Here is a 25,654-nt window from a genome sequence, read left to right as displayed (position 1 = left end):
GCGCTGGGACCTTGGACTCTGGCTGCTGTCCTGCCAAGAGGGGATGGTGGAAATGCCGGGCGATCCGATGGTCCGGCTTCCACTTGAGCAGGAGGCAGTAATGACTGACCTGATGAAATGGTTCGATTCACGGCGCTCACCCTTGGACGTCATCGAACGGCTTTTTGAAGGTGACGTGGGAACTTCCGCCATCCGGGTGGAGGAGATGGTGGACGGCAATACCCTCGTAGTACGGGCTGAGCTGCCCGGCATCGACCCCGAAAAGGATGTTGACGTCACCGTTTCCGACGGCGTGCTGTCCATCAAGGCGCAGCGGGAGGAAAAGAAGGAACACAAGGACAAAGGCAGTTACCGCTCCGAGTTCCGGTACGGGTCCTTCGTCCGGCGTATTCCGCTTCCCGGTGGCGTCCAACAGGCGGACGTCACCGCCGCCTACAAGGACGGCGTCCTGGAGGTCCGTGCCCCGATGCCTGACCAGGCGGTCGAAGCCAGCGCGTCGAAGATCCCCATCACCAGGGGCTGAGCAGCGCCGGGCGGACGACGCCGGTGCCTGGCCCCCGCGGGGACCAGGCACTTTCTATGTCCAGCTGGCTTAGGACGCCTTGCCGGCCGCAGCTTCAGCTGCGGCGATGACCGGAACTGTTTTGACGTAGGTGTCCGGGTTCAACGAAACGGAGTCGATGCCCTGGCCGACCAGGAATTCGGCAAGGTCCGGATGGTTGCTGGGCCCCTGCCCGCAGATTCCGATCTTGATGCCGGCCGCGTGGGCTTTGCGGATGGCCTCGGCAATGAGCGCCGTCACGGCGGGGTCGCGTTCATCGAAGAGGCCGGCAAGCTCCTCGGAGTCGCGGTCCACTCCCAGGACCAGCTGGGTAAGGTCGTTGGACCCGATGGAGAAGCCGTCAAAGCGCTTGGCGAATTCCTCGGCCAGGACCACGTTGGATGGGATCTCGCACATCATGTAGAGCTGCAGGCCGTCAGCGCCACGGACCAGGCCGTGCTCCGCCATCGCCTCGATGACCTGGTCCGCTTCGCCGACTGTGCGGCAGAAGGGGACCATGACGATGACATTGCGGAATCCTGCCTGCTCCCGGACCCGTTTGAGGGCCCTGCACTCCAGGGCGAACCCTTCCCTGTAGTGGTTGCTGTAGTAGCGGGAGGCGCCGCGGAAGCCAATCATGGGGTTCTCCTCGGGACGTTCGAAGAACCTGCCGCCCACCAGGTGGCTGTATTCGTTGCTCTTGAAGTCGCTGAGCCGGACGATCACCGGTTTCGGATGGAAGGGAGCGGCGATCTTGGCGATTCCCGTCGCCAGCATGTCCACGAAGTACTCCTGCGGGTCGTCGTAGCCGCTGGTGAGCCGCCTGATGAGGTCTGCTTCCTGCGGATCAGTCACTTTTTCCGGATGGACCAAGGCCATGGGGTGGACGCGGATCAGGCTGTTGATGATGAACTCCATCCGGGCCAGTCCCACCCCGGCTGCAGGCAGCCGCCACCATTTGAACGCCGCGGCCGGGCTGGCGATGTTGACCATCACATCCGTTCGGGTGGCGGGAAGACCCGCCATGTCCACATCCTCCACTGAGTACTCCAACAGTCCTTCATAGACGCGCCCCTCCTCCCCTTCCGCGCAGGACAAGGTGACCGGGGCGCCGTCGGACAGTATCTCCGTTGCGTTGCGCGTCCCGACGACGGCCGGCACGCCAAGCTCACGGCTGACGATCGCGGCATGGCTCGTGGTCCCGCCGTGATCGGTCACGATGCCGGCGGCGCGCTTCATGACCGGCACCCAGTCGGGGTCGGTCATCCGGGTGACCAGCACGGAACCGTCAACGAAAGACTCGATGTCCTTCGCATCGCGGATCACGCACGCCGCGCCCTTGGCGATGGCATCGCCAATCGCCGCCCCGGTTGCCAGGACCGGGCTGGGGTGCAGGAGATGGTAGGTCCGGAAGGTGGAGGCGCTTCTGCGCGCCTGGACAGTTTCCGGCCGCGCCTGCACCATGAAAAGGTCACCGGTCAGGCCGTCCTTTGCCCACTCCATGTCCATCGGCCGCCCGTAATGCTGTTCGACGGCGGCGGCCCACCGGGCCAGGAGGACAATTTCCGGGTCGCTCAGCACCAGCGACCGCCGCTCGCGTTCACTGGTGTCAACGGTCCGGGTCCGTGCATCACCGCCCTGGCTGTACACCATCTTGCGCTCCTTGGCGCCCACGGCCCGTTCGATGACGGGACTGAACCGCGGGTCGGCCAGGAGCGGCTTGAACACCTGGTATTTGTCCGGGTTGATGGTGCCCTGGACCACGGTCTCCCCCAGCCCCCAGGCGGCGCTGATCACCACAACGTCGGGAAAGCCTGATTCGGTGTCAATCGAGAACATCACCCCCGAAGCCCCGACGTCGGACCGGACCATTCTTTGGACCCCTACGGAAAGGGCGACGTCCAGGTGGTCATAGCCCTTCATCTCCCGGTAGCTGATGGCGCGGTCCGTGAACAACGATGCGTAGCAGCGCCTGCAGGCATCAAGGACGCCGCGCTCGCCCGCCACGTTCAGGAAGGTTTCCTGCTGCCCGGCGAAGCTGGCATCGGGCAGGTCCTCTGCCGTGGCGCTGCTGCGCACGGCCACGGGCACCTGGGCCTGCCCCGTCCGGCGGCACAGGTCACGGTAGTGTTCCTGGATGTCTGTGGCGATGGCGTCGGGAAAACTCGCTTGCAGGAACAGTTCCCGGATGGCTGCGCCCGCCTGGCGCAGCGTTGCCCGGCCGGCGCGGTGGTCATCCATGTGCTGCCGGATCCCCGGTTCCAGGCCGTTGGCTGCCAGGAAGGTTCGGTAGGCGGCGGCAGTCGTGGCGAACGCTTCGGGAACCCGCACTCCCGAGGATTGAAGGGACCGGCTCAGCTCACCCAGGGATGCGTTCTTGCCGCCAACCGAAGGTACGTCCGCGAGCCCGGTGTCTTCGATCCAGGTGACATTGACGTTGGCCAGGACGGCTTCTGCGGGGGCACTCATGGCTCGATTCTGGCGGCCGCCGGGCAGGGCAGGCAGAGTCTTTGGTCCCGGTGCCGCCCCCTCAGCGGCACCAGTACTTACGCAACAGCGGACCCCTGGGCCGGCCGCAGGCGGTTCCGGACAGCTTTGTGGATCCAGTCGGCTGCCAGGACGGCGGGGGCGGCGAGGAGGGCGAGGGCCATGCCCATGGGGGTAGGCGGGGCCTGGCCCAGCACTGCCGCAAGATAGGGCACGTAGAGGCATGCTGCCAGGATGGCCAGTTCAGCCAGCACGGCCCACACCAGCAGCCTGTTGGTCCCCCATCCCAGCTTCCACGGCGGCACGGTGGCGCTCCGGCACGCGAAGGCGTTGGCGAGCTGCCCCAGGACCACCGCCATGAAGGCGGCGCCGGATGCGGCCGCCAGGAGGCCGGGAGCCGGTGGTTGCCCCCGGGTCCAGCCGCCCGCGCCAAGGACAGCGGCGAACACCGCCATTTCCGTCATGGCCTCCACCGGCCCCAGGATGCAGAAAACCCTGATGATCAGCCGCCTGTCCATGAGGTGCCGGCGTTCGGGCGGACGGGACAGGACACGTTTGCCCGGCGCCTCCGCCCCGAGCGCCAGGGCCGGCAGCAGGTCGGTGCCAATGTCCAGGGCAAGGATCTGGAGCACCCCCAACGCCAGCGGAAACTGCCCGCCGGAAAGTGCCCAAATGACGAAGGGGGTCAGTTCCGCCACATTGTCAGTGAGGTGGTAGGTGAGGAAGCGGTGGATGTTGGCGTAGGTGGCACGGCCCTGCTCGATGGCTGCGACGATGGTGCCGAAGTGGTCGTCAAGGAGCACCAGGTCCGATGCCTCCCGCGCCACGTCGGTCCCGCTGAGCCCCATGGCCACGCCGATATCGGCTTCGCGGAGGGCAGGGCCGTCGTTGACGCCGTCGCCGGTCATGGCCACCACATGCCCACGGGCCTGCAGGGCCCTGGCGACGCGGAGCTTCTGCTCGGGCGATACCCTGCTGACTACTACCCCGTCCCGGTCCAAAAGGGCCCCCAGAACCTGGTCGTCCGCGGGAAGGTCCGAACCTTCAAGGACACATTCGGGTGATCCCGTCAGACCGATTTGGCGGGCAATCGCTGCCGCGGTCCCCGGATGGTCACCGGTAATCATGGCGATCTTCAGGCCGGCCCGGCGCGCAATCCCAATCACGTCGCCCACATCGGGGCGAGGCGGATCCTGGAGGCCAATCAGGCCGAGGAATTCCAACCCCCTTTCAAGGTCGGCCGGCGTGCCGGTCTGCCATGTTGCCGGCACTCCCCCGAGTCTCCGCCGCGCGACGGCGATGACGCGCAAGCCACGTGATGCCATCACTTCAACATGTTCCTTGACGTGCGGCGGCACGGAGCCGCACACCGGGAGCACAGTTTCGGGGGCGCCCTTGCAGAACAGGTCCGCTCCCACAAGGGCAGATTCCCGGCGCCGCACCGGGTCAAAAGGCAACCGCCGCGCAGGGGCTGCCCCGGGTCCGGTTCCAGTCAGCCTGCGGGCCAGGACGTCCAGGGCTGCTTCCATCGGATCTCCTTGCGCGCGCCACTGCCCGCCGTGCAGCTCGGCCCGGCCCTGCGACGCCGCCCGTGCTGCGAGTGCGGCGGCGGCCGCCTTGTCCATTCCGTGTCCCTGCACGTCGGCGTCGGGGCCATACCCGTCGCCGGTCACGTGGACGGATCCGTCCGCGGTGAAGACTTCGACGGCGTTCATCCGGTTCTGGGTCAGGGTGCCGGTTTTGTCGGTGCAGATGAATGTTGTGGACCCGAGCGTTTCGACTGCTTCGAGGTTGCGCACCAGTCCGTTGCGTGCAGCCATCCGCTGTGCGCCCATGGCAAGGGAGAGAGTCACGGTGGGAAGGAGCCCCTCCGGTACCAGCGCCACGGCAACGCCAATGGCGAAGAGGAACGAATCGCGCCATTGGAAACCCACCAGCAATGAGGCCATGAAGAAGACGGCCGCGATTCCCAGCGCCATCGCCGCGGTGACCCGGACGATCCGGCGCAGTTCCAGGGACAGTGGTGTGGGGGGCGAAACCGCTTTGCTGGTGAGGTCGGCGATTCCGGCCAGCCTGGTGTTGGCGCCGGTCGCCGTGACGGTCGCTTCCCCGTAACCGTTGACCATGAAGGTGCCGCCCCAGACCCGGTCTCCCGCCGCTTTGGAGACCGATTCGCTTTCGCCGGTCAGCATCGATTCATCCACCGCGCATGCGGAGGCCAGCATGAGGGCCATGTCGGCGGGGAGCCGGTCTCCGGCAGCGAGCAGGACCACGTCGCCCACCACCAGTGCGCTTGCGTGGACGGTCTGCACCTTCCCGTCCCGGCGGACCATGACGTCGGCCGGCAGCAGGGCGCGCAGCTTGGCTGCGGCGTGCTGGGCGCGTTCTTGCTGGATGTGGGCAAACACGCCGTTGACGATCACGACGACGACGATCGCCACCGCCAGCTGGGGCATGTCGGCAATGAAGGCCAACCCGGCGGCACACCAGAGCATGAGGGCGAAGAAGTGCGTCATCTCGGCCCAGAGCTTCCGCCATTCCGGGACGGGTTTTTCAGTGGGCAGCTGGTTGGGGCCGGCCTGTTCCAGGAGTTGCGCGGCCCTTGCAGATGTCAGGCCCTCCGCGGTCCTCACACAGCGTCCGCCTCCTGGCCCACCAGGAGCACCGGGCAGGCGGAGTGCGCTGCGCACGCCTTGGTGACGGACCCCATGGACTGCTTAAGGAGGCCGCCCTCTCCATGCCTGCCCACCACCAGCATCTGCGCCCGGCGGCTTTCGTCCACCAGCACCTTCGCCGGTGGCCCGAATTTGACGTCCACATCGACGTTCGCCGGCCGCTCGCCCGGGAAGGCCCGGCCCAGGGCGTCCTCCACGAGCCGTTCGGCGGCGTCCTCCAGCCTCGCGGTGAACTGCCGGTCTGCCCCCTCGAGGCGTGAGGTCACCAGGTAGTCGGGCATCCCGACGCATGTGATGACCTCAAGGCGGGTCCCCAGGCGGGCGGCCAGCTTGCCGGCATACCGCAGGGCGGCGGAGGAATATTCGGAACCGTCCACGCCAACGATGACGGGCTTGGCCACTGTTTCTGCGTTCATACCACCACGTTGGCCGCTGGTGCATTTGGGCGGAAGGGCCGAAAGTCATGCTGACGGGCGGACAACGCCGGCAGCAGGCGAAAGGCGCCTGGAGCCTGCCATCCGCGTCGGGTCGGCACCGTGGAGAGCGCGCAGGCCGTTCAGGATGGTGGCCAGGTCCACCAGCTCCTGCAGGAGGGCACCGGCGACGGCGGGAATGTACCCGGTCATGGCGATGGCCATCAGGACCAGGCTGAGCCCTATCCCGGTCCAGATGCTCACCAGGGCCACGGCTACCGTCCGTTTGCCGATGGCGACGGCCTGGGCCACCTTGGACAGGTCATCGAGCATGATTACCACGTCGGCCGATTCGCTGGCGGCCGTTGCGCCTTTGGCGCCCATGGCTATTCCTACCTCGGCGGCGGCCAGGACGGGCGCGTCGTTGACGCCGTCGCCCACCATGATGACCGGGCGTTCCCGGATGGCGGCCACGGTGTTGACTTTGTCCTCCGGCAGGCATTCCGCCTGCACGCGGCCGATTCCCGCTTCCTCGGCAATGTGCGCCGCGGTGGCTTGGGCGTCCCCGGTCAGCAGCATGGTGTTCCGCACTCCCAGGGAGTTCAACTGTGCCAGGGTATCCACGGCGTTGCGGCGTAACGGATCCTTCATGACCAGCGCACCGGCGTACTCGCCGTCCACGGCCACGTGGATGGCCAGCTGGCCGCTGTGGACCGGTGTTTCACGGAACCCGGTCGAGACATTGCTGACCAAAGCTGCTTTGCCCACCACCACGCGCCGGCCGCCGCAGACAGCTTCCACCCCGTGCGTGGCAGTTTCGGCCGCCTGCTGTACCGGCAGGAGCTCCAGGTTGGCCAACTGTGCCGCCTCGATCACCGAGCCTGCCAGGACGTGCGAGGAGTATTGTTCAGCCGAGGCAGCCAGCTGCAGGATCCGGTGGCTGCCCAGGGACCCGCCCTTGCCCGGGGCCACCCGGACCTCGTCAAGGACGGGACGCCCGGAGGTGAGGGTTCCGGTCTTGTCGAAAACCGCTGTCTGCGCCTTCGCAAGTTGCTCGAGGGTCCGGGTGTTCTTGATGATGATGCCCTTGTGCGCGGCCTGGCTGGTGCCGGCCAGGAAAGCCACCGGCGCCGCGATCAGGAGCGGGCAGGGCGTAGCCACCACCAGGACCTGTGCAAAGCGGAGCGCTTCACCTGACAGGATCCAGGCCGTGGCGGCCATGGCCAGTGCCAGGAGGGTGAAGGGGACGGCGTACCGGTCAGCGAGCCTCACCACCGGGGCCCGGCTGTTTGATGCTTCCTCTACCAGGGCGATGATGCGGCTGTACTGGGAGTCGGCCGCGGTGGCCGATGCCCGCATGCGGATTGCTGCCACACCGTTCACCGATCCGCTGAGCAGCACCTGCCCCCGTGCGTGTTCCACGGGAAGGCTCTCGCCCGTCAGCGAAGATTCGTTAAGGCTGGCCGTTTCAGACAGCAGCGTGCCGTCCACCGGCACCAGCTCGGAGGGGCGTACCATCAGCACGTCCCCCGGCACCACCTCGCCGATCGGGATATCTTCGAGCACGGTGCCGGCTCGCTCGCGGTGCGCGAAGCGGGGTGCCCGGTCCAGCAGGGACCGCAGCTCCCGGGCGGCACGTCCCTGGGCGAAGTTTTCGAGCGCTTCCCCGCCGGTCAACATGAGGATGACCACCAGGGCGGCCAGGTATTCGCCCACTGCCACGGTGCTGCCGATCGCCATGAGCGCCAGGAGGTCGATCCCCCAGCGCCCTTCCCGCAGGGCGCGGACCATCCCGGCGGAACGCAGTACCACGATCACAGCGGCATAGGCAGAGGCCAGGATCCGGACCTGCAGTTTCAGGCCGGATTGCATCAGCACCAGCGTGGCCGCCAGCACCAGGCACGTCAGCGCGACGACGGGATACTGCTTGGTGAATCGCCACGCCTTCTCCGCGGGGGACTTTGCGGGCCCTTCGGGGTCAACTCCATCGAGGCGCCCGCCCGACGCCGTGGGCGGGGCGGCCGGCTTCCTCATTCAGGACACTTCAAAGCTGTGTACCGATGGTGTTCACGCATAGAGCCGAACCTACCGGTCCGGCACTGCCTGGGGTAGGGCATTTGGACCCGGCACCGGGCTCGTCGCTCCTTGTGGCGGTGTGACCTTTGGCCCTGTCATGTAACCGGCCTCGCGGCAATGCTGGTGGCATGAACGGAAATGGGCAGGAACCGCGGAAGACCCACGTTGCGGAGCAGGCTGTGGCAGTGGTCCGCGAACGCGTCCCGATGGACGCACTGACAGGCTTTTTTGGCAGGGCCTTCGGTGCCGTCATGGCGGCTGTCCAGATGCAGGGCGCCAGCCCTGCAGGCCCGCCGTTCGCGCTGTACCACGGTATGCCTGGCGAATCAGTGGACGTCGAAGCGGGTTTCCCCGTCGCGGGACGCTTTCACGGAACAGACGAGGTGGCCAGCGGGACGCTTCCCGACACCGATGCGTATGAGGCCATCCACAGCGGCCCGTATGACACGTTGGGCACCACCTACGATGCCATCCGGCAGCGCATGGAGGAAGACGGCGCCACCCCGGGCGGGATGGTGTGGGAATACTACTTGAGCGATCCGGAAAAGCAGCCGGATCCGGCCACGTGGCAGACCAAGGTGGTTTGGCCCGTTGCCTAAGGCAGGGCAGACGCCGTCGATCAACTCCTGGCACGGCTGAAGGTCAGATCCCAAGGCTGTGTGCCGCGGGCAGATAGTTGCCACCCGTCACGGGCTATGTCCCGGCGCAGTTGGCGGAGGCTGGCCTGCAGGCCCGGGGCCCACTGTTCCTCAGGAGGAGTCTGGTTCAGCGGTGGCCCGGGAAACGTGCAAGGACCGGCGCCACAGAACAGGGCACTTGGTACCTCTTTGGGTGAACCAACGGAACCGCCTGACAGCCGGGCCGAATGGTGCTGTCTGCGCCGGCGCCCCATATGGCGGAGCCCAGGCATGAAGAGGCCTGGGCATGTTGCTCTTTGACGGGAGCCTGCCGCTGGTGGCCTTGGTATTCGGCGCCCTGCCGTGGGCCCTGCCCGGCAGCCGGAACCGGCCAACCGGGACTTTGGGCCCTAAACGCGGGCCGTGTCCTCTGGGATGGTGGTCTGGGCCGGAACACCGCTGTGGTTGTACATCCGTCAGGATCCGATTCCGGCTTGTGATGCCGGACGGCCACGTTCTGGCTGTCTCCGGCCCGTTCACGAACAAGCGGTCGGCGGCCGCGGCCATAGAAGAAGTCCGGGAATGTGCCGGGACCGGACTGATCCGTGACGTGGTGCCACCAGCGGGACTCGTCCTCGCTCCCGCAGCACCCACCCGGTGCAGCATCCGGCGCGGAATCGGCCGGTTGGGTGCGCTCGGCGTCGCGTAGGCCCCCGGATACCGCCCCCGGAACTAGAAGCTTGACGAACTGCCCGACCCGGAAAAGCTCCCGCCGGTGCTGCCGTACCCGGTGGTGCTGCCGCCGCCCCTGGCCGAGTTGACACTGCCGATGCCGGTGGTGAACCCGGAGTTGAAGGTGGCAACGGAGAAGAACTGGTATGTGGGATAGCACGTGCCAAGGATGCTGGGTTCGTACCTGCGCTGCCCGTGGTGGGTGGGCCCTTCATGGGCGGCGTCCATTTTCTCCCGCATCAAGCGCGCCTCGTCCTCATTTCTGGCGAACCCCTGGATGACCGTTTCGGCGTGCTGCTCCAACAGCTCCGACAGCCGGGAACGGGCATCGTAGAGCCGGTCCAGTGCCTGCTCCGGCGTGATTGTTCCGTCGGCCAGGTCAGCCGTCCAGCGCTCGATCTCCCGCAGGCTTTCGTCCCTGAAGGACCGCAGGGCCGCCGCGCTGGCGGACTCGCCCTGCCCGTGCCTCTTGCTCAGGAGCTGCTCCAGCCCGGCTAAGTCCTCGCGGAACGGTGCAAGCTGCCGGTCCCAGGCCGTGGGCCAGGTGGCGGCGCGGTTCAGCAGGGCGTTGCTGTCCGCGATGACGTCATCCAGGGCATCCAGCTGGGCTGCGTTGTCGGCGAATTCGCGGGCAAGGTTGAGGCTTTTCCGCCGACTCAGCGCTCGCCGCGGGAGCGCATGCACCTGGTTGGACAAGTCCGTGGTGGCTGCGTACCGGCTCAGGAAAGTGCGGTGCTTCTCCAGGACCTGGCTGCCATAGCGCGACGATTCGGGGATGGTGCCCGCGTTCAGCTCCGTGACCTCCAGGTCCATGCTGACGTTGGAATAGCTGCGGTCCCCCCGATCAATCTGCCTGCGGCACCGGGCTCGTGTCACGCCGCGGACTGTAAGCCATGCGGCTGCGCCCAGCGCCGCCAGCCCGCCCGTTACCCCCACTGTGATGAGGAACCCGGCAGAGCGGTACCATGGCTGGTTGATGAGCTCGGCGGCCCGGCGGATGCCGGCCACGGTGCCGTCGGTCCACTGGGCGTCACGGAAGAGTTCCTTCGACGCGTCCTGGATGTCGCTACGCTGCTCCAAGGACACTTTCCGGTCCTCACCCATGTATGTGCCCACGTGGCGGCCCACAGGATCGAGCGCGAAAATGAACAACCCGTCCGCCCATTTCTGCCCATCCGCACTGATCCATTCCGGATGCCGGGACCGGGCAAACGCGAGGACCTTTTCGTTAAGGTTGTCCGCGGCGGTTCCGTTGTAGGTGAAGACTGCGATACGGGTGGGTTCGTAGAACTGGATACTTTCGACGGCGGGGACCAGCGTGTTCTGGTCCAGCACCCCTGCGGTGTCCTCCACAACGATGGCCACGGGCGCACCCGCGGCGCTCGCCGCCGGCACCCCCACCAGGAGGGCACCCAGCGCAAGCACGATCGCACCAATCCGGCTGGCCAGAGTACCCATGTCCCTCTCCTTACTGCGTGGAATCAGGATGGAACCAGGACCCAGCCGGACAAAGGGCCAAAAGTCCCGCCGGGCCGAGTGGTGGCGGCGGACCCCGTGGGCCTTGGACAGGGCCCTGGACCCGGGCGAAGGAACCAAAGCGCTGGGGCTGGCCACCCTGGAGGTGCTGGCACGGAGCGGGCTCGCGCGCACCGAGGAGCTCGAGCTGTTCGATATTGCCTGGAAGAGCGTCTCCGGGGAAAGAGAACGGAGAGGACACTGAGACGGACACGGGCCCATGGGAGGAGGCGGCCGGCGTGGACGGCCGCGCCATCTTGGGCGAGAATGAAACGAAAGACGAAGAAAATGCCGAGGAGGTTGGACCATGAGCGCAACGTCGCCTGAGCAGCGTTATGTCCACCCCGCACGGGAAGCCGCTGCCCCCTCGGCCACAAAGAAGGCAACCCCCGCCGAGCGCCGGGTCCAGGTCGCTGCGGCCAGGCTCCGGGTCACGCTCGATGAAAGGCTGGGGCGCGAAACACCCGCCAAGACCAAGGCGCTGGCCAAGGAACCGATCTAAATCCCGCTGCACGGTGGGGGCCGGCCCCGCGCGCCAAGGCAAGGTGAACAGTGGCTGCAGTAATACTGGCCGTGGACGCCGACGACCTGCATCGCCGGGACTACCGTGCCGCCGTCGAACAGGTCATGGAATCCGGCAGGTTCGTGGACCGGTGGAAACTCGATTCCCGGCCGGAAGCAGTCCCGGGAACGGACGCCTGGCTGCTGCTGCGCGGCGGCGGGCAGGGCAATGGCCTGATCGGCCACGGGCTGGTGGAGTCCGAGCCTTACCAGGTCCCCGCAGCCGGCCATGCCGCAGACACTGGCTGGTTCATCACGGTGGTCTTCGACTCGCTGCTGCCCGTTGGTGAACAGACCGGCCCTGAAATCATTGAGTGCGCGTTTCCGGGTGGCTTCCCCGCCGGTGAGTCCGCGCAGTCCTTGGTGGAAGTCCCGCCGGAGTCCGAGCCGGCTCTTCACAGGCTGTGGCGTGGCCAAGGTCCTGCGATGACGGATCCCGATGAAATCCCCGGTGGAACCTTTCACCCTTCTGCCGTCCGCCACGTCCAAGTGAACCGTTACGAGCGGGACCCGGATGCGCGCAGGTTGTGTTTGGCGTTCCACGGCACGTCCTGCGCGGCCTGCGGCTTTTCCTTTGAAGCCACCTACGGAGTGGCCGGTGCCGCCATGGTTGCCGTGCACCACCTGGTTCCGGCAGAGATGCTGGGGAACAGCTATCAGCTTGACCCCGTAGCCGATCTCGTCCCGCTGTGCCGGAACTGCCACGTGGTTGCGCACAGCGAGAACCCGCCCCGGACGGTTGCGGAACTGCGCACCATGGCCTCCGCCGGCGGCAACGTGGCGGGTGACGTGGTCAGCACGGCCCAACTCCAAGCGCAGGCCGATGCACGCCGGATTCTCGGGGGCGGCCCCACATAGGGTTTACCGGACTATGTTGGGACCATGGCAAAGCCTGGCCGGAGCGGGAACGGGGAAGACCCGGGGGACCTCGGTCGTGCCCGGGTGGACGCGGCCGCACTGCTGGATGCGGGGCTCGGCGACGTCGACTGGGCAGTCCCGCCGCCAGGCTCGGTGGACTTCACCATCGACGTGCCGAGCGGGAAGCTTGCGGCTGTCGCGTTGGGCGATCCGGAGGATCCCTGCGTCGTGCTGGTCCCCGGCGCCACGGGGTCGAAAGAGGATTTTTCCCTGATGATGCCGGACCTCGCCGCGGCGGGTTACTTTGTTCTCGCTTACGACCTTGCAGGCCAATACCAGTCAGCCGGGGCCGGCCCGGAGAATCTGGTTCCGCCACGCAACCATTACGACTACCGGCTGTTCGTGGATGACTTTGTGGCCGTCCTGGAGACGACGGCAACGCCGGTCCATGTGGTTGGGTACTCGTTCGCCGCCATCATCGCCCAGCTCGCCTATGTGGAGCGGCCCGGGCTTTTCCGGTCCTTGACGCTGCTGGCCTGCCCGCCCGAACCGGGACAGGGCTTCAAGGGAGTGGGCAGGATCGGCCGGTTCAGCACGTGGGTGAACGGCCGGGCAGGGGCCGCCCTCCTCATCTGGGGCATCCGCAGCGGCCGGGTGGCGAGGGTCCCGCGGGGCAGGCAGCGGTTCGTGAACTATCGATTCCGTTTCACCCGGCGGGCCTCAATCCGGGACATCTACACCCTCATGCAGCATGTTCCGGATGTCCGGCAGGAGCTGGCCGGGGCATCCCTGCCCAAATTCGTAGCGGTCGGTGACCACGACCTGTGGCCGCTGAGCCTGCACCGGCAGTTTGCCCAGGCCATCAAGGCGCGGATCGGGGTGTACCGGGGTGGCCACAGCCCCTGCGAAACCTCGCCCCACGAGTTCAGCCGGGATTTGCTGGCCCTGTACGCCGGGGCCGGGGAGGCGTAGCGCCCTGCTGCCGCCAGGGGCCGGCGGATCGGCAGCCAGGCCCTGAGGGAAGGCCTAGCGGATGCCTGCGGCGCGCAAAGTGCGGGCCAGTTCGCCGGCCGCTGAGTGCAGGGTCTCCACGGTCTTTTCGATGACGTCATCGGTGGCCAGCTCGATCGGCATGGAGCAGCTCATGGCGTCCGTGCCGGGGATGCGGTACGGGACCACCACACTGACACAGCACAGCCCAACCGTGTTCTGTTCCCACTCCACGGCGTGCCCGGTTTTCCGGAATTCGGCCAGCTCTGCCTGCAGCGCCCCGAAGTCGGGCACCGTGTTGGGGGTCAGCGGGGCGTAGGGTCCCGGACCAAGCCGTTGCCTTACTTCCTCGTCGGTGTATTCGGACAGGATGGCCTTTCCCAGCGCAGTCACCTGGGCCGGCAGCTTGCGGCCCACCCGGGAGGAAAGCCGGCGGCGGTCCACTGCCTGCCGGGTGGCCAGATAGATGACGTCGGAACGGTCCAGGCGGGCGTAGTGGGTGGTGAAAGTGGTCGCGTTGCGGACTTTTTCCAGGATGCCGGAGACATGTTCCATCACAGGATCACGGTCAAGGTACGCGGTGCCGCACAGGAGTGCATGCGTCCCGATCCGGTAGGCGCCCTCCGGCGTCTGCTCGATCCAGTTCAGCTCAAGCAATGTCAGCAGCAGCCAGTGCAGGCTGGAGCGCGGATAGCCGGTCAGTTTGAAGATCTCGGCGGTGGTCAGCGGCTGCGGGGCCGCAGCGACCAGTTCGAGGATCGCGATGGTGCGCTCGGCGGACTTTACCAGTTTCACGTCGCCGCCCGGCGCCTCCCCGCGCGGACTCTCCTGGACCTCGAGTGATGCCATCAGTGCTCCCCCTGTCGCCACAGTCCCGGCTCGCCGCAACTCATTTGACGGCCAGGTGCGGGTAGTTGTCTACTCCCACCTTATGGTCACTGCCCGCCCAGGCGCCGCCAAGGAGTGCAGCCCATTCATCGGGAGTCGTGGTGTCAACGTCGCCGGCGAATTCCTCCGCATTGTCCCGCGGCTCAAATCCGATGGCACGGCCGGCTTCCAGGTTCGCCCATCCCCGGCTGTTGGCGGATACCGCCCACACCACATGGTGGCCGGGCGCGCCCGCATCGCTGAGTGCCGCCTCCACCAGGCGGAAGGAATCCGCCGGGGAGAGCCACGAACCAAGGGTCCGCAGGTTGTCCGGCCGCGCACCGCCGGTGCCGATGCGCGCACTGACCACCTTCATGCCGAACTTGTCGGCGTACAGGCTGCCCAGCGCCTCCACGGCGGCTTTGCTGACGCCGTAGTAGGTGTCCGGGCGCGGCGCCAGGACAGCATCCTCTGCCGCCGCGTGCGTGGGATGGAATCCCACGGCGTGCGTGGAGCTGGCCAGGAGGACACGGTCGACGCCGTTGCGACGGGCCGCTTCAAGCGTCACCTGGGTGCCCGTGATGTTGGTGGACACAATTTCCTCCCACGTCATCTCGCGGTGCAGGCCGCCCCAATGCACAACCCCGGTGACTCCGGCCAGGGCGGCGTTCATGAAGTCGGGGTCCGTTACCGATCCCACGTATACCGACTCGTGCGCACGGGGGTCGGCAGCCTCTGCCAGGTCCAGCAGGCGGACGGCATATCCGGCCTCTGCCAGATAAGGCCGCAGCAGCGTGGCCATCATTCCCGCCCCTCCGGTGACGGCAACAGTGACGGGCTTCGATCGTGCGGCCAAGATTTCCTCCAGTGGTTGACAGCCTGTGACCATGATCATACTCTCGTGAAGTACGTTTCACATAGTAACAGTCATTTATATATGTAAAAAGGAGAATCAGAGTGGATTCGAAATTCAAGTCCCGCTCCCGGGCGGCGCTGGCGCTGTCCATAGCTTCGGCTGCCTTGCTGACCGGTTGCGGCAGCGGATCCTCGGCACCGGCGGCGAAGGATGATGGACAACCCATCGAGGTGTGGGCGCGAGCCGGAACCGATGCCGCCACCACATACTCCGCACTGTTCAAGGAGTTCACCGCCAAGACGGGTGTGCAGGTCAACTTCCAGGGTGTCCCGGACCTGGACCAGCAGCTTCAGACCAGGGCGGCGTCCAAGAAACTGCCCGACATCGTCATCAACGACTCAGCTGCGTTGGGCAACTACACATCCCAGGGCTACCTGCAGAAGATTGACAAGTCCTCCGTCGCAGGAAATGACACGATCCCGGACTCCCTGTGGAAGGAAACACAAGGCCTGGACGGCTCCACCTACGGCGTACCGTTTTCCCGCCAGACCATGGTGACGATGATCCGCAAAGACTGGCGTGAAAAGCTGGGCCTGCCCATCCCCAAGACGCAGGAGGACCTGGCAAAGCTCGCAACCGCTTTCGCCACGCAGGACCCCGACGGCAACGGCCAGGCCGACACCTATGGCATGACTGTTCCCGGCTCCACAGAGCGCGGCTACTTCGGCTGGTGGGCCTCCTCCTACCTCTGGCAGGACGGCGGGGCCTACCTCAAGGACGACGGCAACGGCAAGTACTCGGCCTCCGCCTCCGGCGCCCAAGCGGGCGTCACGTGGATCAAGCAGCAGTTCTGCACCCCGGGCAACACCCAGCCGGGCGCCCTCACCGCGGCCACGAGCGCCGCGACCCCATTCTTCCAGACCGGCAAAACAGGCATCATCCTGACCGGCCCCTACAACTTCTCCTCGTTCGATGCCTCGCTCGGCAAGGACAAGTACGAGGTCATCGAGACCCCGAAGGGCAGCAAGGACAACACCGTCCTGGCAGAAGGCGAGAACATCTACGTCACTGCCACCAATGGCAAGAAGGACCAGACCAAGCAGGTCATCGACTACCTCGTCTCGGCAGAGGGGCAGAAGGCGGGCATGACCGCCGGCAAGCAGCCGATCGTCCGGGTTCCCGTGAATTCGGGCGTCGATGCCGCCGCCGTCTACAACGATCCGCGCTGGGCCGTGGTCCAGGATGCGTTGAAGAACTCTTCGAAGGCCTTCCCGTCCGCCATCAACTTCGTCCCGATCAAGCAGGCCGCCGCGGAAGCACTGAACAAGATCGCCTCCGACTGCGCTGCAGACAACGTGTCGTCCGGCCTCAAGGACCTTGACACCGCCATCAACAACGAACTGACAAGCCAGAACGCGAAGTCATGACCACAGCCCCAACCAAACCAGCACGGTCGCTGACCGGAGCTCCGGACACGGGGCAGGTGCCGGTGCGCAGGAAGCGCAGCAACGGCAAGCAACTCCTGGCCATCTGGCTCTTCCTGGTGCCGGCGGCCGTGCTGGGCCTCTATTTCAAGTTCATCCCCATGGTCGAGGGCATCCGGCTGAGCTTCTTCAAGGTCCAGCCGTTCCTGGGGGACGTGTTTGTCGGCATGGACAACTACATCAGCGTCCTGACGGACGCCCGGTTCATGGAAGCCCTGGGCCACACGGTGGTACTCGGCGTAACCCAGACGCTGGGCGCCCTCGTGGTCGGGTTCGCGTTGGCCCTCCTCCTTGAAGGCCAGGCCCGGTCGCTGTGGATCCTGCGCACCACCATCTTCCTGCCTGTTGTGACGGCCCTGGCCGTCGTAGGCGAGATCTGGCGGATCCTGTACTTTCCCACCGCTGACGGACCGCTGAACAATATCCTGGGCTGGCTGGGACTCGGTCCGCTGCAGTTCCTCAACGGTACGGACACGGCACTGTGGTCCATCGCCGTCGTCGGCATCTGGAGCGGCGCACCCTACAACATGGTGATCATCCTCGCCGGCCTCACCGGCGTGGACCGTTCCCTCTACGAATCGGCGGGGGTGGACGGAGCCAGCGTCTGGCAGCGTCTGCGCTATATCACTTTGCCGGCCCTGCGCCCATCGCTGGTGATTGTCCTGACCCTGGCCGCCATCCGGAGCCTTCGAAGTTTCACCGAGGTCTACGTACTCACCGGCGGCGGTCCCGCCGGGTCCACCGAAGTCTGGATGACGCGCATGTACTCTCTCGGATTCCAACGCAATGACATCGGGGTCGCGTCTGCGGCCGCCGTCCTACTGCTGGTGGTCACCCTGCTGCTCACGGTGGGGACACAGCTTGTTGGCAAAAGGAAGGCCGTACGATGACCCATACCGTTTCCCGCCCCAAGGCGCGCCCAGCCAAGCCTTCCGCCGGCGCGCGATTCGACACCGCATTGGGCTGGTCTCCCCGGCTGGGGCCGAACATGGTCCTCCGCGTCCTGCTCTGCGTGCTGGTCTTCTGCATCTTTGCGCTGCCCTTCGTGGCCATCATTTCCGGTGCCTTTGACCGGAATTCCAGCCCCACGGACATATCGCTGCTGCCCAAGAGCTTCACGCTGCGGAATTTTGAGGCGGCCACGCAACAAGGGCTGTGGGGTTACCTGCTGAACTCCCTGGTGGTGGCCGGCGGCGGACTCCTGCTGCAGATGACAGTATCGGTGTTCGCCGCCTACAGCCTGAGCCGGAGGAAGTTCCGGGGACAGGCGCTGGTGCTGCTCCTGGTCCTGATGACCATGATGCTGCCGGAAGAGATCATCGGCATCCCGCTGTCCTTGGTCCTTGGAGACTTGCCGCTGCTGGGGATCAGCCTGCGCGGTTCCGTCCTGGCCGTCATCCTCCCGGTGGGCATCTGGGGTTTCTCCATCTTCATCATGAGCGAATTCATGAAGGAGATCCCGGGCGAGATCGAGGAAGCCGCCCGGCTGGACGGAGTGGGCGAATTCCGGATGCTGTTCACCATCATCCTTCCGCTCTGCAAACCCGCCCTCGGCGTCATCGGAATCTTCGGCTTCATGATGGTCTGGGACCAGTACCTGCTGCCCCTCATCGCCGCCAATGACCCCAGCGACTACACCCTGACCGTCGCGCTCTCGGTGCTGCGCAATGACACCACGGTGGGCCCCGGCGTGCTGCTGGCCGGCGCCCTGATGGCCATGATTCCCAGCCTCCTGGTGTACCTCTTCCTGCAACGCTCCATGATCCGCGGCATCACTTCGGGCGCCACCAAGGGGTAGGGCATACCCTTCACTCCCCCGCCGCCCATTCCACGAAAGAAACCTTATGAAAACCAGCACCACCATCCACGCAGCGTCCACACCCGTAGCGGCGGACCTCATCATCACGGATATCACCATCACGCCCATTGCGTTCTCAGACCCTCCGCTGCTGAACGCCGTCGGAGTGCACGAACCCTTGGTCCACCGGGTGGTCATTGAGGTCCGGACAGCCAACGGCCTGCTGGGGCTGGGCGAATGCGCCGGCGGCCGCAGCCGGCTGGACAACCTTGCTGTAGGGGCCAACGCCATCAAAGGCGTGAATGTCTTCGAGACCACCCGGATGGAACAGCTGATCAACCAGGCCCTCGACCCCGCCCTGTCCGCGTTCGAACGGGCAGCCGTCTTCTCCGCCTTCGAGGTTGCCGCGCTGGACATCCAGGGACACGCCACGGGCCGGACTGTCAGTGAACTGCTGGGCGGCACCGTCCGCAACGAAGTTCCCTTCAGCGCCTACCTCTTCTACAAGTGGAAGGAGCATCCGGCCATGGACGGCAAACCTGCCATCGGCGACGAGTGGGGTGAGGCGCTGGACCCCGCGGGCATCGTCAGGCAGGCACAAAAGATGATTGCCGATTACGGGTTCAAGTCCATCAAACTCAAGGGCGGAGTCTTCCCGCCGGCGGAGGAAATCGAGGCCATCAGGGCCCTTCGCGAAGCGTTTCCGGACATGCCGCTGCGGCTCGACCCCAACACCGCATGGACCGTGGAAACGTCCCGGTGGGTTGCCCGGGAAACCGAGGGTTTGCTGGAGTACCTGGAGGATCCGACGCCGGGCCTTGAAGGAATGGGGCAGGTGGCCGCCGTAGCCACCATGCCCCTGGCCACCAACATGTGCGTCGTTGCGTTCGAGCACATCAAGCGGAGCGTCGAACTGGACTCAGTCCAGGTCATTCTCGGCGACCACCACTACTGGGGTGGCCTGCGCCACACCCGGGAGCTCGGAGCCATCTGTGAGACGTTCGGAATAGGATTGTCCATGCACTCCAACTCCCACCTGGGCATCAGCCTCGCCGCCATGGTGCACGTGGCCGCGGCCACCCCGGCCCTGACCTACGCCTGTGACACCCACTATCCCTGGAACGGGCACAACGATGTGGTCAAGCCCGGCGCCCTGCGCTTCGAGGACGGCAGCGTCCGGGTTCCCACAGGCACGGGATTGGGCGTGGAACTGGACCGGGACAAACTGGCCGAACTGCACCAGCAGTACCTGGACGCCCGGATGACGGCCCGCGATGACACCGGCTACATGCAGCGCTTCGTTCCCGACTTCACGGCGGACCTCCCCCGGTGGTAGGCACGCAGGCGCCGCGGGCCACCGGCTACCTCTATCCTTGGGACGTGCTGGGTGACCCCGGAGCCGTTCACTGGATCAAGGCCAGCGGCGTGGATCGCGTGGCGCTTGCGGCGGCTTACCATTCGGTGCGGGCCGGCACGCCAAGGCACCCCGGCCGCCGCGTGGTGGACGCCCAATCCGCGGCACTCTATGTTCCCGCCGCGGATGCGTTCGCAGCCAACCCCATCGTCCCGGGCAGTGCGAGCGAATGGACGGGCACGGACAATGCGTTCGGTGAGGCCGCTTCGGTACTCCGTGCCGCCAACATCCCGGTGGACGCATGGACGGTCCTGACCCACTCAAGCGCAGCCGGGGGCAACAACCCCGGCATGTGCGTGCGCAACGCCTTCGGCGAGGTCTACAGCTATGCCCTGTGCCCCTCGCACCCCGAGGTCCGCGGGTACGCCGCCGGCATCGTGGCCCAGGTCCTGGCCCACGGGCAGCCCGACGGCCTCATCCTGGAAGCTGTGGGGCCGCTGGGATTCAGCCACCAGAACAGGCACGAAAAGACGGAGGGCGCGGAGTACTCACCATGGGTGCAGGCACTGCTGTCGCTGTGTTTCTGCGAGGCATGCAATGCTTCCTATGAGGCGCGCGGCCTGCCGGCTGACGTGGAGCAGGACCGGGTGCGTGCAGCAGTTATGGAATCAGAGGATCCCGGGCTCACCGCAGCCACGGCGGCCGGGGCGCAGGACTTCCTCCCGCTGCTGGAGGTCAGGTGGGACGCCGCCGCAGCGCTTCTCGATCAGTGCCTGACGGCCGTTGCAGCCTCCGGCTCCAATCCCCAAATCTCCTTGCACGCGTCCCCGGATCCCTGGAACACGGGACCGTTCCTGCCGGTGGAGGCGCTGCGCAGGAGCCGGCTGTGGAGGCAGCGTGGTGACGTGACCGCCGTCGTGCCTTGCTGGGGCAACCCGGACGACGGTGCGCTGACGGTCCAAGCCATGTCAGCCAACGGTGTGCGCACCGGCGCGTACGTCCTGGCGCTGCCGCCAAAGGCGCCCGACGGCGGCGGGCTGGCCGGCGAGTGGGGCGCACTTCATGCGGCCGGCGCCGACGAACTGCACGTGTATCATCTGGGACTTGCCTCGACCAGGCGGCTTTCGGCAATTTCTGCGGCACTCGCCGGGCTGCGCTGAGGGCTTGGTCCGGGCGGGCACCGGCGCGCTGCCGCCCTGGTCGCCGGCGCCCCGGTCCGAATCTTGAGCCAAATTTGCGGGGATCATGGGCGGCCGTTGGGGTTCCAGTCCTACCGTTGAAAACAAGATCCTGCCGGCGAGGGCAGGATCTTGGCACCAGGGACAGGACCGGCGGCCGGAGCATCCACGAGACCATGGGTGCCGCCCCCCAAACGCCGCCGGTCCAGCCCCACCTTGTCCGCCGGTGTTGGTTGCGTTCACCGGTGGCCGCGCCCACCATGGAAGCGTGCGAATGACAGGCTTCCGGCGCCGGCTGGCTATGAGCCTCTGCTTTCTGGTGCCGGCGGCCGGAACGGCCGGGTGTTCCTACGACTACCCGGATCCGGCGCACGGCCCCGGCACCGAAACTGAGGGCACGGCCACAGCCGTGACGGCGCAATCCGTCGCAAGCCCCGACCCCCAGGTCCTTGAGCGCGAGGTGGGGAACTATCGGGATTTGGACGGACTCCTCAAGGCTGTCCCGGGGGACGCCCTGCTGTTTCAAGAAGGGCCCTTGGACGGGCCCGCCAGCGGTTTTGGCACCACTGAACAGGTCATCACGGCTGGAGAATACACCGTCACGGCTGCCTGCATCGGCGCCCCAAACGCTACGATCTACATCCGCCAGGAGAATCCCAAAGTCACACTCTGGCCTGTCGAAATCACCGTTGACTGCCCGGGATCCACGTCACAGGTCATCACACTGCAACAGGGCTATGTTTCGGCGCACCTTTCCCTGCCTGCACCCGGCGCCACACCCTGGACGGGGGCGGTGGCTGGAGTGCGGGTAACCGGCTGGCGTGTGTCTTAGAGGCAGCGCCTGGCCCCCGGTTTCACCTGGCCGGTTCTTCGACGTCGATTTCCACCGTTTTCTCCCCGCACACCAGCCGCAGCACCGCCTCACCCGCGTCGAGCCTGCACTCCCGGTCCTTTACCCGCGGCCACCCGGACAACTCGGGGGCGCTGCGGGCCCATTTGTAGTAGAAGCTGCCGTTCTCCGTATAAATGTCCACCACGTCTCCGTCGAATCCGTCCTGGGTAACGAGCACCGACCGTCCGTCCACGGCTTCCAGCCTGACCGTATCCCCGATCCCCGTGGCCTCTAGGAGGGCGAAAACGGCAACCACCCCAAAACAGGTCGCAGCCGCTGCGGCCCCTCCTACGGTGGTCCATCCGGCGAGCCGTCGCACCGCTCTCCTGCGAATACGGCCGATCAGCACCGGAAGAAGGAGCAGCAGGCCTGCGGCGCCGATGGGAACCGCCACGACGAGAAGCCAAGCGGCCAGGGAGTTCAAGGGGGCGCCGACAAACAACAGTTGGTGCTCGCGCCTGGCGGCCCAATATGCATCGTCAAGTATGCAGAAACCCGTTACCGACAGGGCTGCACCGATGAAAAGGATGACACCCCAGCTTGAGCGGCTCCTCAATGCCTCACTTCCCGGGCGGCGGGCCGGCCGGCGGTCATCTGACGGCCACATCCCGCCAGACGGCCAGTCGACCCAGGGCAGCGGCGAAACCAACGGTTGCCCACAGGCCGAGGGCACCGACGGACCAACCGAAGCCGAGCACGGATCCCAGGGCCCAGAAGCCCAGTGTCGGCACGATGAAGAACGCGGCAACATGGATCCACTGGTTGCGGATGGGTCGGAGCAGGCGGCCAAGGATCCATGCCAGCGGGACTCCCGTCACCAGCGCGATGCCATACCCGTACATCAGGACCATCAGGGCAAGGTCGAGCAGGAACCCCTGCGAGGTGGCAGCCAGCACGATATACAGGCCGACGAGCCACAATGTCGTGGTGATGGCCCAGCCCTTGAAGAGCGCCCGGCCTGTCAGGATCACGCCGCTCCTGATCAGGACGTCGCCGGCGGCACCGGGTGTCATGGCACCTTTCCCCGAGCCAGGACCAGGGTCATTTGGCGGCCAGCTCGTTGCGGCGGAACGTTCCGGCAATGGAGAGTTTGCGGCCGTATTCAATGGATCCGTACCTGAACAGATGGACGGCCAGTCGAAGGATCAGGGTCCCGACGACGAAGAGTTCGACGACGACGATGGTCGCTTCAACAGGGTTGAGGGTTCCGAACCCGTTGCGAAGCAAGGCGGTGACGGGAGCGGTCAGCGGGAAGTAGGTGAAGATCTGGACGATCAGGGCACCCGGATTGGAGATGATCAGGCTGAATGTGTAGAAGGGGATGAACATCATCGCCACGAGGGGACCGAAGACGGTTCCGGCTTCCTTGGCGGTTGGCATGATCGCCCCGATGGCTACGAGGACCCCGGTGAAGACCGTGAACCCGCCCAGCGTGAGCAGCGCACCGGTGATCATGGGGCCGGGTTCGAAGACCAAGGAGGACAAGTCAACCTCCGGCAACGCCAGGCGGTCCCGGAAGAACAGGTAAGCCAGTCCCACTGGCGCCAGGAACACCAGGATCTGGACCAGCCCGACGGCGAACAGCGAGATGATCTTGCCGGTAATGAGTGTGGTTGGGTTCAACGTGGTCAGGATCATCTCGGTGACACGGTTTTCTTTCTCCTCCAGGGTGGAGTTCAGCATCTGGTTCGAAAGAAGGATCATCGAAATGTAGAAGACGACCAGGAACAACAAAGGCGGGATGATTCCGCCGACGCCTGGCGCGACGCTGCCGTCCTTGAACGTTTGCGAGTCAAACTTAACGGCTCCAGTCAGGGCAGCGGTCAGCTCGGGTGAGCCCACCTGGTTCTGGGCTGAGACCGCCAGAAGCTCTTTGGCCACTGCTTGGTATTTGTCATTCTCGAACATGCCTTTGTCAGCCCCGTAAACCTTCACCGATTCCTTCGCAGGGTCGGCCGGGTAGGCGAAGTAAGCCTCCGAGGTGCCGTCTTTCACAGCTGCGATGGCAGCCGCCGGGTCGCCGGCTACCGTCCCGCCGGCCAGTTTGGCAGCAGCGGGCACGATGATTCCGGACGCGTCGGTGTAGGTGAACGCGAACCTTGCGCTCTTCTGTGCGGCCGCGGTGTCCTTGGTGCTGGCGTTGGACGCGTACACCAGCGCGAAGATGAGCACGAGGATGACCGGGAGCGCCAGGGTGGCGATCACGAATCCGCGCTTCTTGATGGTCCGGAAGAACTCGAAGGAGATGACGGTGCCGAGGTTGTGCTGTCCCATTGCCATCTCAGCCTTCCGCCAGTTCATGCTGTTCGCCGTAAACCTGGATGAAGATTTCATCCAGGGAAATCCTTGCCGGGGTAAAGGACCGGATCCCGGCGCCGGCGTCCACGAGCGCGCGGAGAACGGATTCCTCCGTTGCCCCGGGCCGCGGCGAGAGTTCAGCCCGGCCGTTCTCCTCCGATACGACGTCGAACAGGGCCGACGCAGGCAGCGGACCGTCGTGGGTGACCCGGTAGACGGTGCCGCCGAATTCTTCCTGTACCTCTTCCACTGTTCCGTAGGCGCGGGAGACGCCGTCCTTGAGCAGGATGACGCGGTCGCAGAGCCGCTCGACTTCCTCCATTTGGTGGGTGACCATGATGACGGTCGCCCCGGCCCGCTTGTGCTCTTCGATGATGTCCATCAGCAGCCGCCGGTTGACCGGATCGAAGCCCTTGGTGGGCTCGTCCAGGATCAGCAGTCCCGGGTTGTTCATGATGGTAACCCCGAGCTGGACTTTCTGCTGCTGGCCGCTGGAGAGTTTGTCGAGCCGGGTCTTGGCTTTGCCCGCCAGTCCGACCCGTTCCAGGTAGTCCTCGGACCAGGACCGGGCCGAGGCCTTTGACAATCCTTTGAGCCGGCCGAAGTACACCATCACGTCCAGGACGTGTTCCTTTTTGTACAGGCCGCGCTCCTCGGGCAGGTATCCGAGGCTGGCCCCGTCCCTGGGCTCGAAGACCTTCCCGCCGATGTGCAACGTCCCTGCCGTGGGCCGGTAAATACCCAGGAGCGCCCGCAGGGTGGTGGTCTTCCCGGAACCGTTGCTGCCAAGGAACCCGAAGGTCTCTCCGGCGTGGACATCAAAGGACAGGTCCCGGATGACCGTGGTGTCCCCGAAGTCCATCCTGAAGTCTTGAATGTGTACCAGCGGCTCCTGCGCCGTTTCCCCCATTGTCATGATCCCAGCGTATCGTTTGGCGAACCCGGCCTCCTCCCCCGCGTTTCACGTCAAGGGCCAGGTTCTTTTGTCGATGTCGCCATTTAGAGACAATGGGTATTGCGCGAACAAAGCTAAGCATGCTTATGATAGATGCAGCCGACGGGAGACGGCTGTGAGGGGATAAAGGGGGTGCGCTCGGTGAACGGGCGCACCCCCTCATCCGCATCCTTCCGGCGGCGGACTCCTCGCCACGCCCGCTTCCCGGCCTGCAGCCGACGATAGCGCAGGGCTGCGCGGAGCCGCTCCACCAAACCGTCAAGCGATGCGCGCCATTCCGGTTCGTCGGCATCGTCCCACAATTCGGCGCGCTCCGAGTCCTGCCCCGGCACGCGCTGAACGGCCTCCAGGGCCATCTCTACATCATCGGCGGTGGTCTCTGCGCCGTGGGCCGTGACCCAGTAAGTTCGCCATGTCTTGACCACCTAACTATCAGCATGCTTATGATGGGGGTAACGGATGGGGATCCGGGTTGTGGAGGATCGAAAGGGTGCGCCCAGCGAACGG

The 25,654-nt window shown here is 65.9% G+C and carries 25 protein-coding genes; 13 read left to right on the top strand and 12 right to left on the bottom strand.

What is annotated here, in order from left to right; translation table 11 throughout:
* The first annotated feature begins 100 nt into the window (after positions 1 to 100).
* Positions 101 to 523: an Hsp20/alpha crystallin family protein gene (locus QRM96_RS00700; protein ID WP_018761501.1), complete on the top strand. Its 423-nt coding sequence runs from the start codon at positions 101 to 103 to the stop codon at positions 521 to 523.
* Between the two features lie 69 nt (positions 524 to 592).
* On the opposite strand, the gene ppsA is transcribed toward QRM96_RS00700, so the two are convergent.
* The 4 genes from ppsA to QRM96_RS00680 all read right to left on the bottom strand — a co-directional run bounded on the left by ppsA (position 593) and on the right by QRM96_RS00680 (position 8,150).
* Entirely contained in the window at positions 593 to 3,010 is a 2,418-nt protein-coding gene (gene ppsA, locus QRM96_RS00695) for a phosphoenolpyruvate synthase (protein WP_285317961.1), read from the bottom strand.
* Positions 3,011 to 3,087: 77 nt separating this feature from the next.
* On the bottom strand, positions 3,088 to 5,661 hold the full coding sequence (locus tag QRM96_RS00690) for a cation-translocating P-type ATPase (RefSeq protein ID WP_285317960.1): 2,574 nt from the start codon (positions 5,659 to 5,661) through the stop codon (positions 3,088 to 3,090).
* A complete protein-coding gene (locus tag QRM96_RS00685) occupies positions 5,658 to 6,119 on the bottom strand; it encodes a universal stress protein (protein WP_018761504.1) in 462 nt (153 codons plus the stop codon). Before QRM96_RS00685 ends, QRM96_RS00690 begins: the two co-directional genes overlap by 4 nt.
* Positions 6,120 to 6,164: 45 nt before the next feature.
* Positions 6,165 to 8,150: a heavy metal translocating P-type ATPase gene (locus QRM96_RS00680; protein WP_285317959.1), complete on the bottom strand. Its 1,986-nt coding sequence runs from the start codon at positions 8,148 to 8,150 to the stop codon at positions 6,165 to 6,167.
* Between the two features lie 170 nt (positions 8,151 to 8,320).
* Between QRM96_RS00680 and QRM96_RS00675 the strand changes: the two genes are divergently transcribed.
* Entirely contained in the window at positions 8,321 to 8,791 is a 471-nt protein-coding gene (locus QRM96_RS00675; protein WP_285317958.1) for a GyrI-like domain-containing protein, read from the top strand.
* A gap of 325 nt (positions 8,792 to 9,116) precedes the next feature.
* Entirely contained in the window at positions 9,117 to 9,518 is a 402-nt protein-coding gene (locus QRM96_RS00670; RefSeq protein WP_350224053.1) for a YegP family protein, read from the top strand.
* Between the two features lie 23 nt (positions 9,519 to 9,541).
* On the opposite strand, the gene QRM96_RS00665 is transcribed toward QRM96_RS00670, so the two are convergent.
* Positions 9,542 to 10,999, bottom strand: coding sequence for a DUF5129 domain-containing protein (locus tag QRM96_RS00665; protein WP_285317956.1), 1,458 nt, complete (start codon positions 10,997 to 10,999; stop codon positions 9,542 to 9,544).
* 28 nt (positions 11,000 to 11,027) lie between these two features.
* Here QRM96_RS00665 and QRM96_RS00660 point away from each other — a divergent pair, with 28 nt between their 5' ends.
* The 4 genes from QRM96_RS00660 to QRM96_RS00645 all read left to right on the top strand — a co-directional run bounded on the left by QRM96_RS00660 (position 11,028) and on the right by QRM96_RS00645 (position 13,447).
* Positions 11,028 to 11,261, top strand: a complete 234-nt coding sequence (locus QRM96_RS00660; RefSeq protein ID WP_285317954.1) for a hypothetical protein — start codon at positions 11,028 to 11,030, stop codon at positions 11,259 to 11,261.
* Between the two features lie 102 nt (positions 11,262 to 11,363).
* Positions 11,364 to 11,558 carry a hypothetical protein gene (locus tag QRM96_RS00655; RefSeq protein ID WP_018761510.1) on the top strand — a complete coding sequence of 65 codons (195 nt, stop codon included), beginning with the start codon at positions 11,364 to 11,366 and terminating at the stop codon, positions 11,556 to 11,558.
* Between the two features lie 50 nt (positions 11,559 to 11,608).
* Entirely contained in the window at positions 11,609 to 12,475 is an 867-nt protein-coding gene (locus QRM96_RS00650; RefSeq protein WP_285317952.1) for an HNH endonuclease, read from the top strand.
* A 24-nt stretch (positions 12,476 to 12,499) separates the two neighbouring features.
* Positions 12,500 to 13,447 carry an alpha/beta fold hydrolase gene (locus QRM96_RS00645; protein ID WP_026264509.1) on the top strand — a complete coding sequence of 316 codons (948 nt, stop codon included), beginning with the start codon at positions 12,500 to 12,502 and terminating at the stop codon, positions 13,445 to 13,447.
* Between the two features lie 54 nt (positions 13,448 to 13,501).
* Here the strand turns inward: QRM96_RS00645 and QRM96_RS00640 are convergent, their stop codons facing one another.
* Both QRM96_RS00640 and QRM96_RS00635 read right to left on the bottom strand, forming a co-directional pair.
* Positions 13,502 to 14,314: an IclR family transcriptional regulator gene (locus QRM96_RS00640; protein WP_109044495.1), complete on the bottom strand. Its 813-nt coding sequence runs from the start codon at positions 14,312 to 14,314 to the stop codon at positions 13,502 to 13,504.
* Between the two features lie 40 nt (positions 14,315 to 14,354).
* Positions 14,355 to 15,188 (bottom strand): NAD-dependent epimerase/dehydratase family protein, encoded by an 834-nt coding sequence (locus tag QRM96_RS00635; RefSeq protein WP_285317948.1) that lies wholly within the window; start codon positions 15,186 to 15,188, stop codon positions 14,355 to 14,357.
* A 101-nt stretch (positions 15,189 to 15,289) separates the two neighbouring features.
* Between QRM96_RS00635 and QRM96_RS00630 the strand changes: the two genes are divergently transcribed.
* The 6 genes from QRM96_RS00630 (at position 15,290) to QRM96_RS00605 (ending at position 21,834) form a co-directional block, all read left to right on the top strand.
* Entirely contained in the window at positions 15,290 to 16,615 is a 1,326-nt protein-coding gene (locus tag QRM96_RS00630; protein WP_133831640.1) for an ABC transporter substrate-binding protein, read from the top strand.
* Entirely contained in the window at positions 16,612 to 17,562 is a 951-nt protein-coding gene (locus tag QRM96_RS00625; RefSeq protein ID WP_018761516.1) for a carbohydrate ABC transporter permease, read from the top strand. Before QRM96_RS00630 ends, QRM96_RS00625 begins: the two co-directional genes overlap by 4 nt.
* Complete coding sequence (locus QRM96_RS00620) at positions 17,559 to 18,470, top strand: carbohydrate ABC transporter permease (RefSeq protein ID WP_018761517.1); 912 nt, start codon at positions 17,559 to 17,561, stop codon at positions 18,468 to 18,470. Before QRM96_RS00625 ends, QRM96_RS00620 begins: the two co-directional genes overlap by 4 nt.
* 46 nt (positions 18,471 to 18,516) lie before the next feature.
* On the top strand, positions 18,517 to 19,806 hold the full coding sequence (locus QRM96_RS00615) for a glucarate dehydratase family protein (RefSeq protein WP_018761518.1): 1,290 nt from the start codon (positions 18,517 to 18,519) through the stop codon (positions 19,804 to 19,806).
* Entirely contained in the window at positions 19,800 to 20,984 is a 1,185-nt protein-coding gene (locus QRM96_RS00610; protein WP_285317946.1) for a hypothetical protein, read from the top strand. Before QRM96_RS00615 ends, QRM96_RS00610 begins: the two co-directional genes overlap by 7 nt.
* Before the next feature lie 292 nt (positions 20,985 to 21,276).
* Positions 21,277 to 21,834, top strand: a complete 558-nt coding sequence (locus QRM96_RS00605) for a hypothetical protein (protein ID WP_109044491.1) — start codon at positions 21,277 to 21,279, stop codon at positions 21,832 to 21,834.
* A gap of 22 nt (positions 21,835 to 21,856) precedes the next feature.
* Here QRM96_RS00605 and QRM96_RS00600 read toward each other — a convergent pair whose 3' ends face one another.
* The 5 genes from QRM96_RS00600 to QRM96_RS00580 form a co-directional block, all read right to left on the bottom strand.
* On the bottom strand, positions 21,857 to 22,288 hold the full coding sequence (locus QRM96_RS00600) for a hypothetical protein (protein WP_285317945.1): 432 nt from the start codon (positions 22,286 to 22,288) through the stop codon (positions 21,857 to 21,859).
* A gap of 196 nt (positions 22,289 to 22,484) precedes the next feature.
* On the bottom strand, positions 22,485 to 22,907 hold the full coding sequence (locus tag QRM96_RS00595; RefSeq protein WP_018761522.1) for a hypothetical protein: 423 nt from the start codon (positions 22,905 to 22,907) through the stop codon (positions 22,485 to 22,487).
* A 28-nt stretch (positions 22,908 to 22,935) separates the two neighbouring features.
* Positions 22,936 to 24,228 carry an ABC transporter permease gene (locus tag QRM96_RS00590; RefSeq protein ID WP_231369859.1) on the bottom strand — a complete coding sequence of 431 codons (1,293 nt, stop codon included), beginning with the start codon at positions 24,226 to 24,228 and terminating at the stop codon, positions 22,936 to 22,938.
* A complete protein-coding gene (locus QRM96_RS00585) occupies positions 24,176 to 25,102 on the bottom strand; it encodes an ABC transporter ATP-binding protein (protein WP_491340408.1) in 927 nt (308 codons plus the stop codon). Before QRM96_RS00585 ends, QRM96_RS00590 begins: the two co-directional genes overlap by 53 nt.
* Before the next feature lie 119 nt (positions 25,103 to 25,221).
* Positions 25,222 to 25,572 (bottom strand): DUF4259 domain-containing protein, encoded by a 351-nt coding sequence (locus QRM96_RS00580; RefSeq protein WP_285317942.1) that lies wholly within the window; start codon positions 25,570 to 25,572, stop codon positions 25,222 to 25,224.
* Positions 25,573 to 25,654: the final 82 nt, after the last annotated feature.

Origin of the sequence: Pseudarthrobacter sp. lyk4-40-TYG-27 (assembly GCF_030209295.1) — a bacterium.
Taxonomy (GTDB): Bacteria; Actinomycetota; Actinomycetes; order Actinomycetales; family Micrococcaceae; genus Arthrobacter.
Note: the sequence above shows the minus strand (reverse complement) of the source record. Positions and strands in the feature narration are given on the sequence as shown.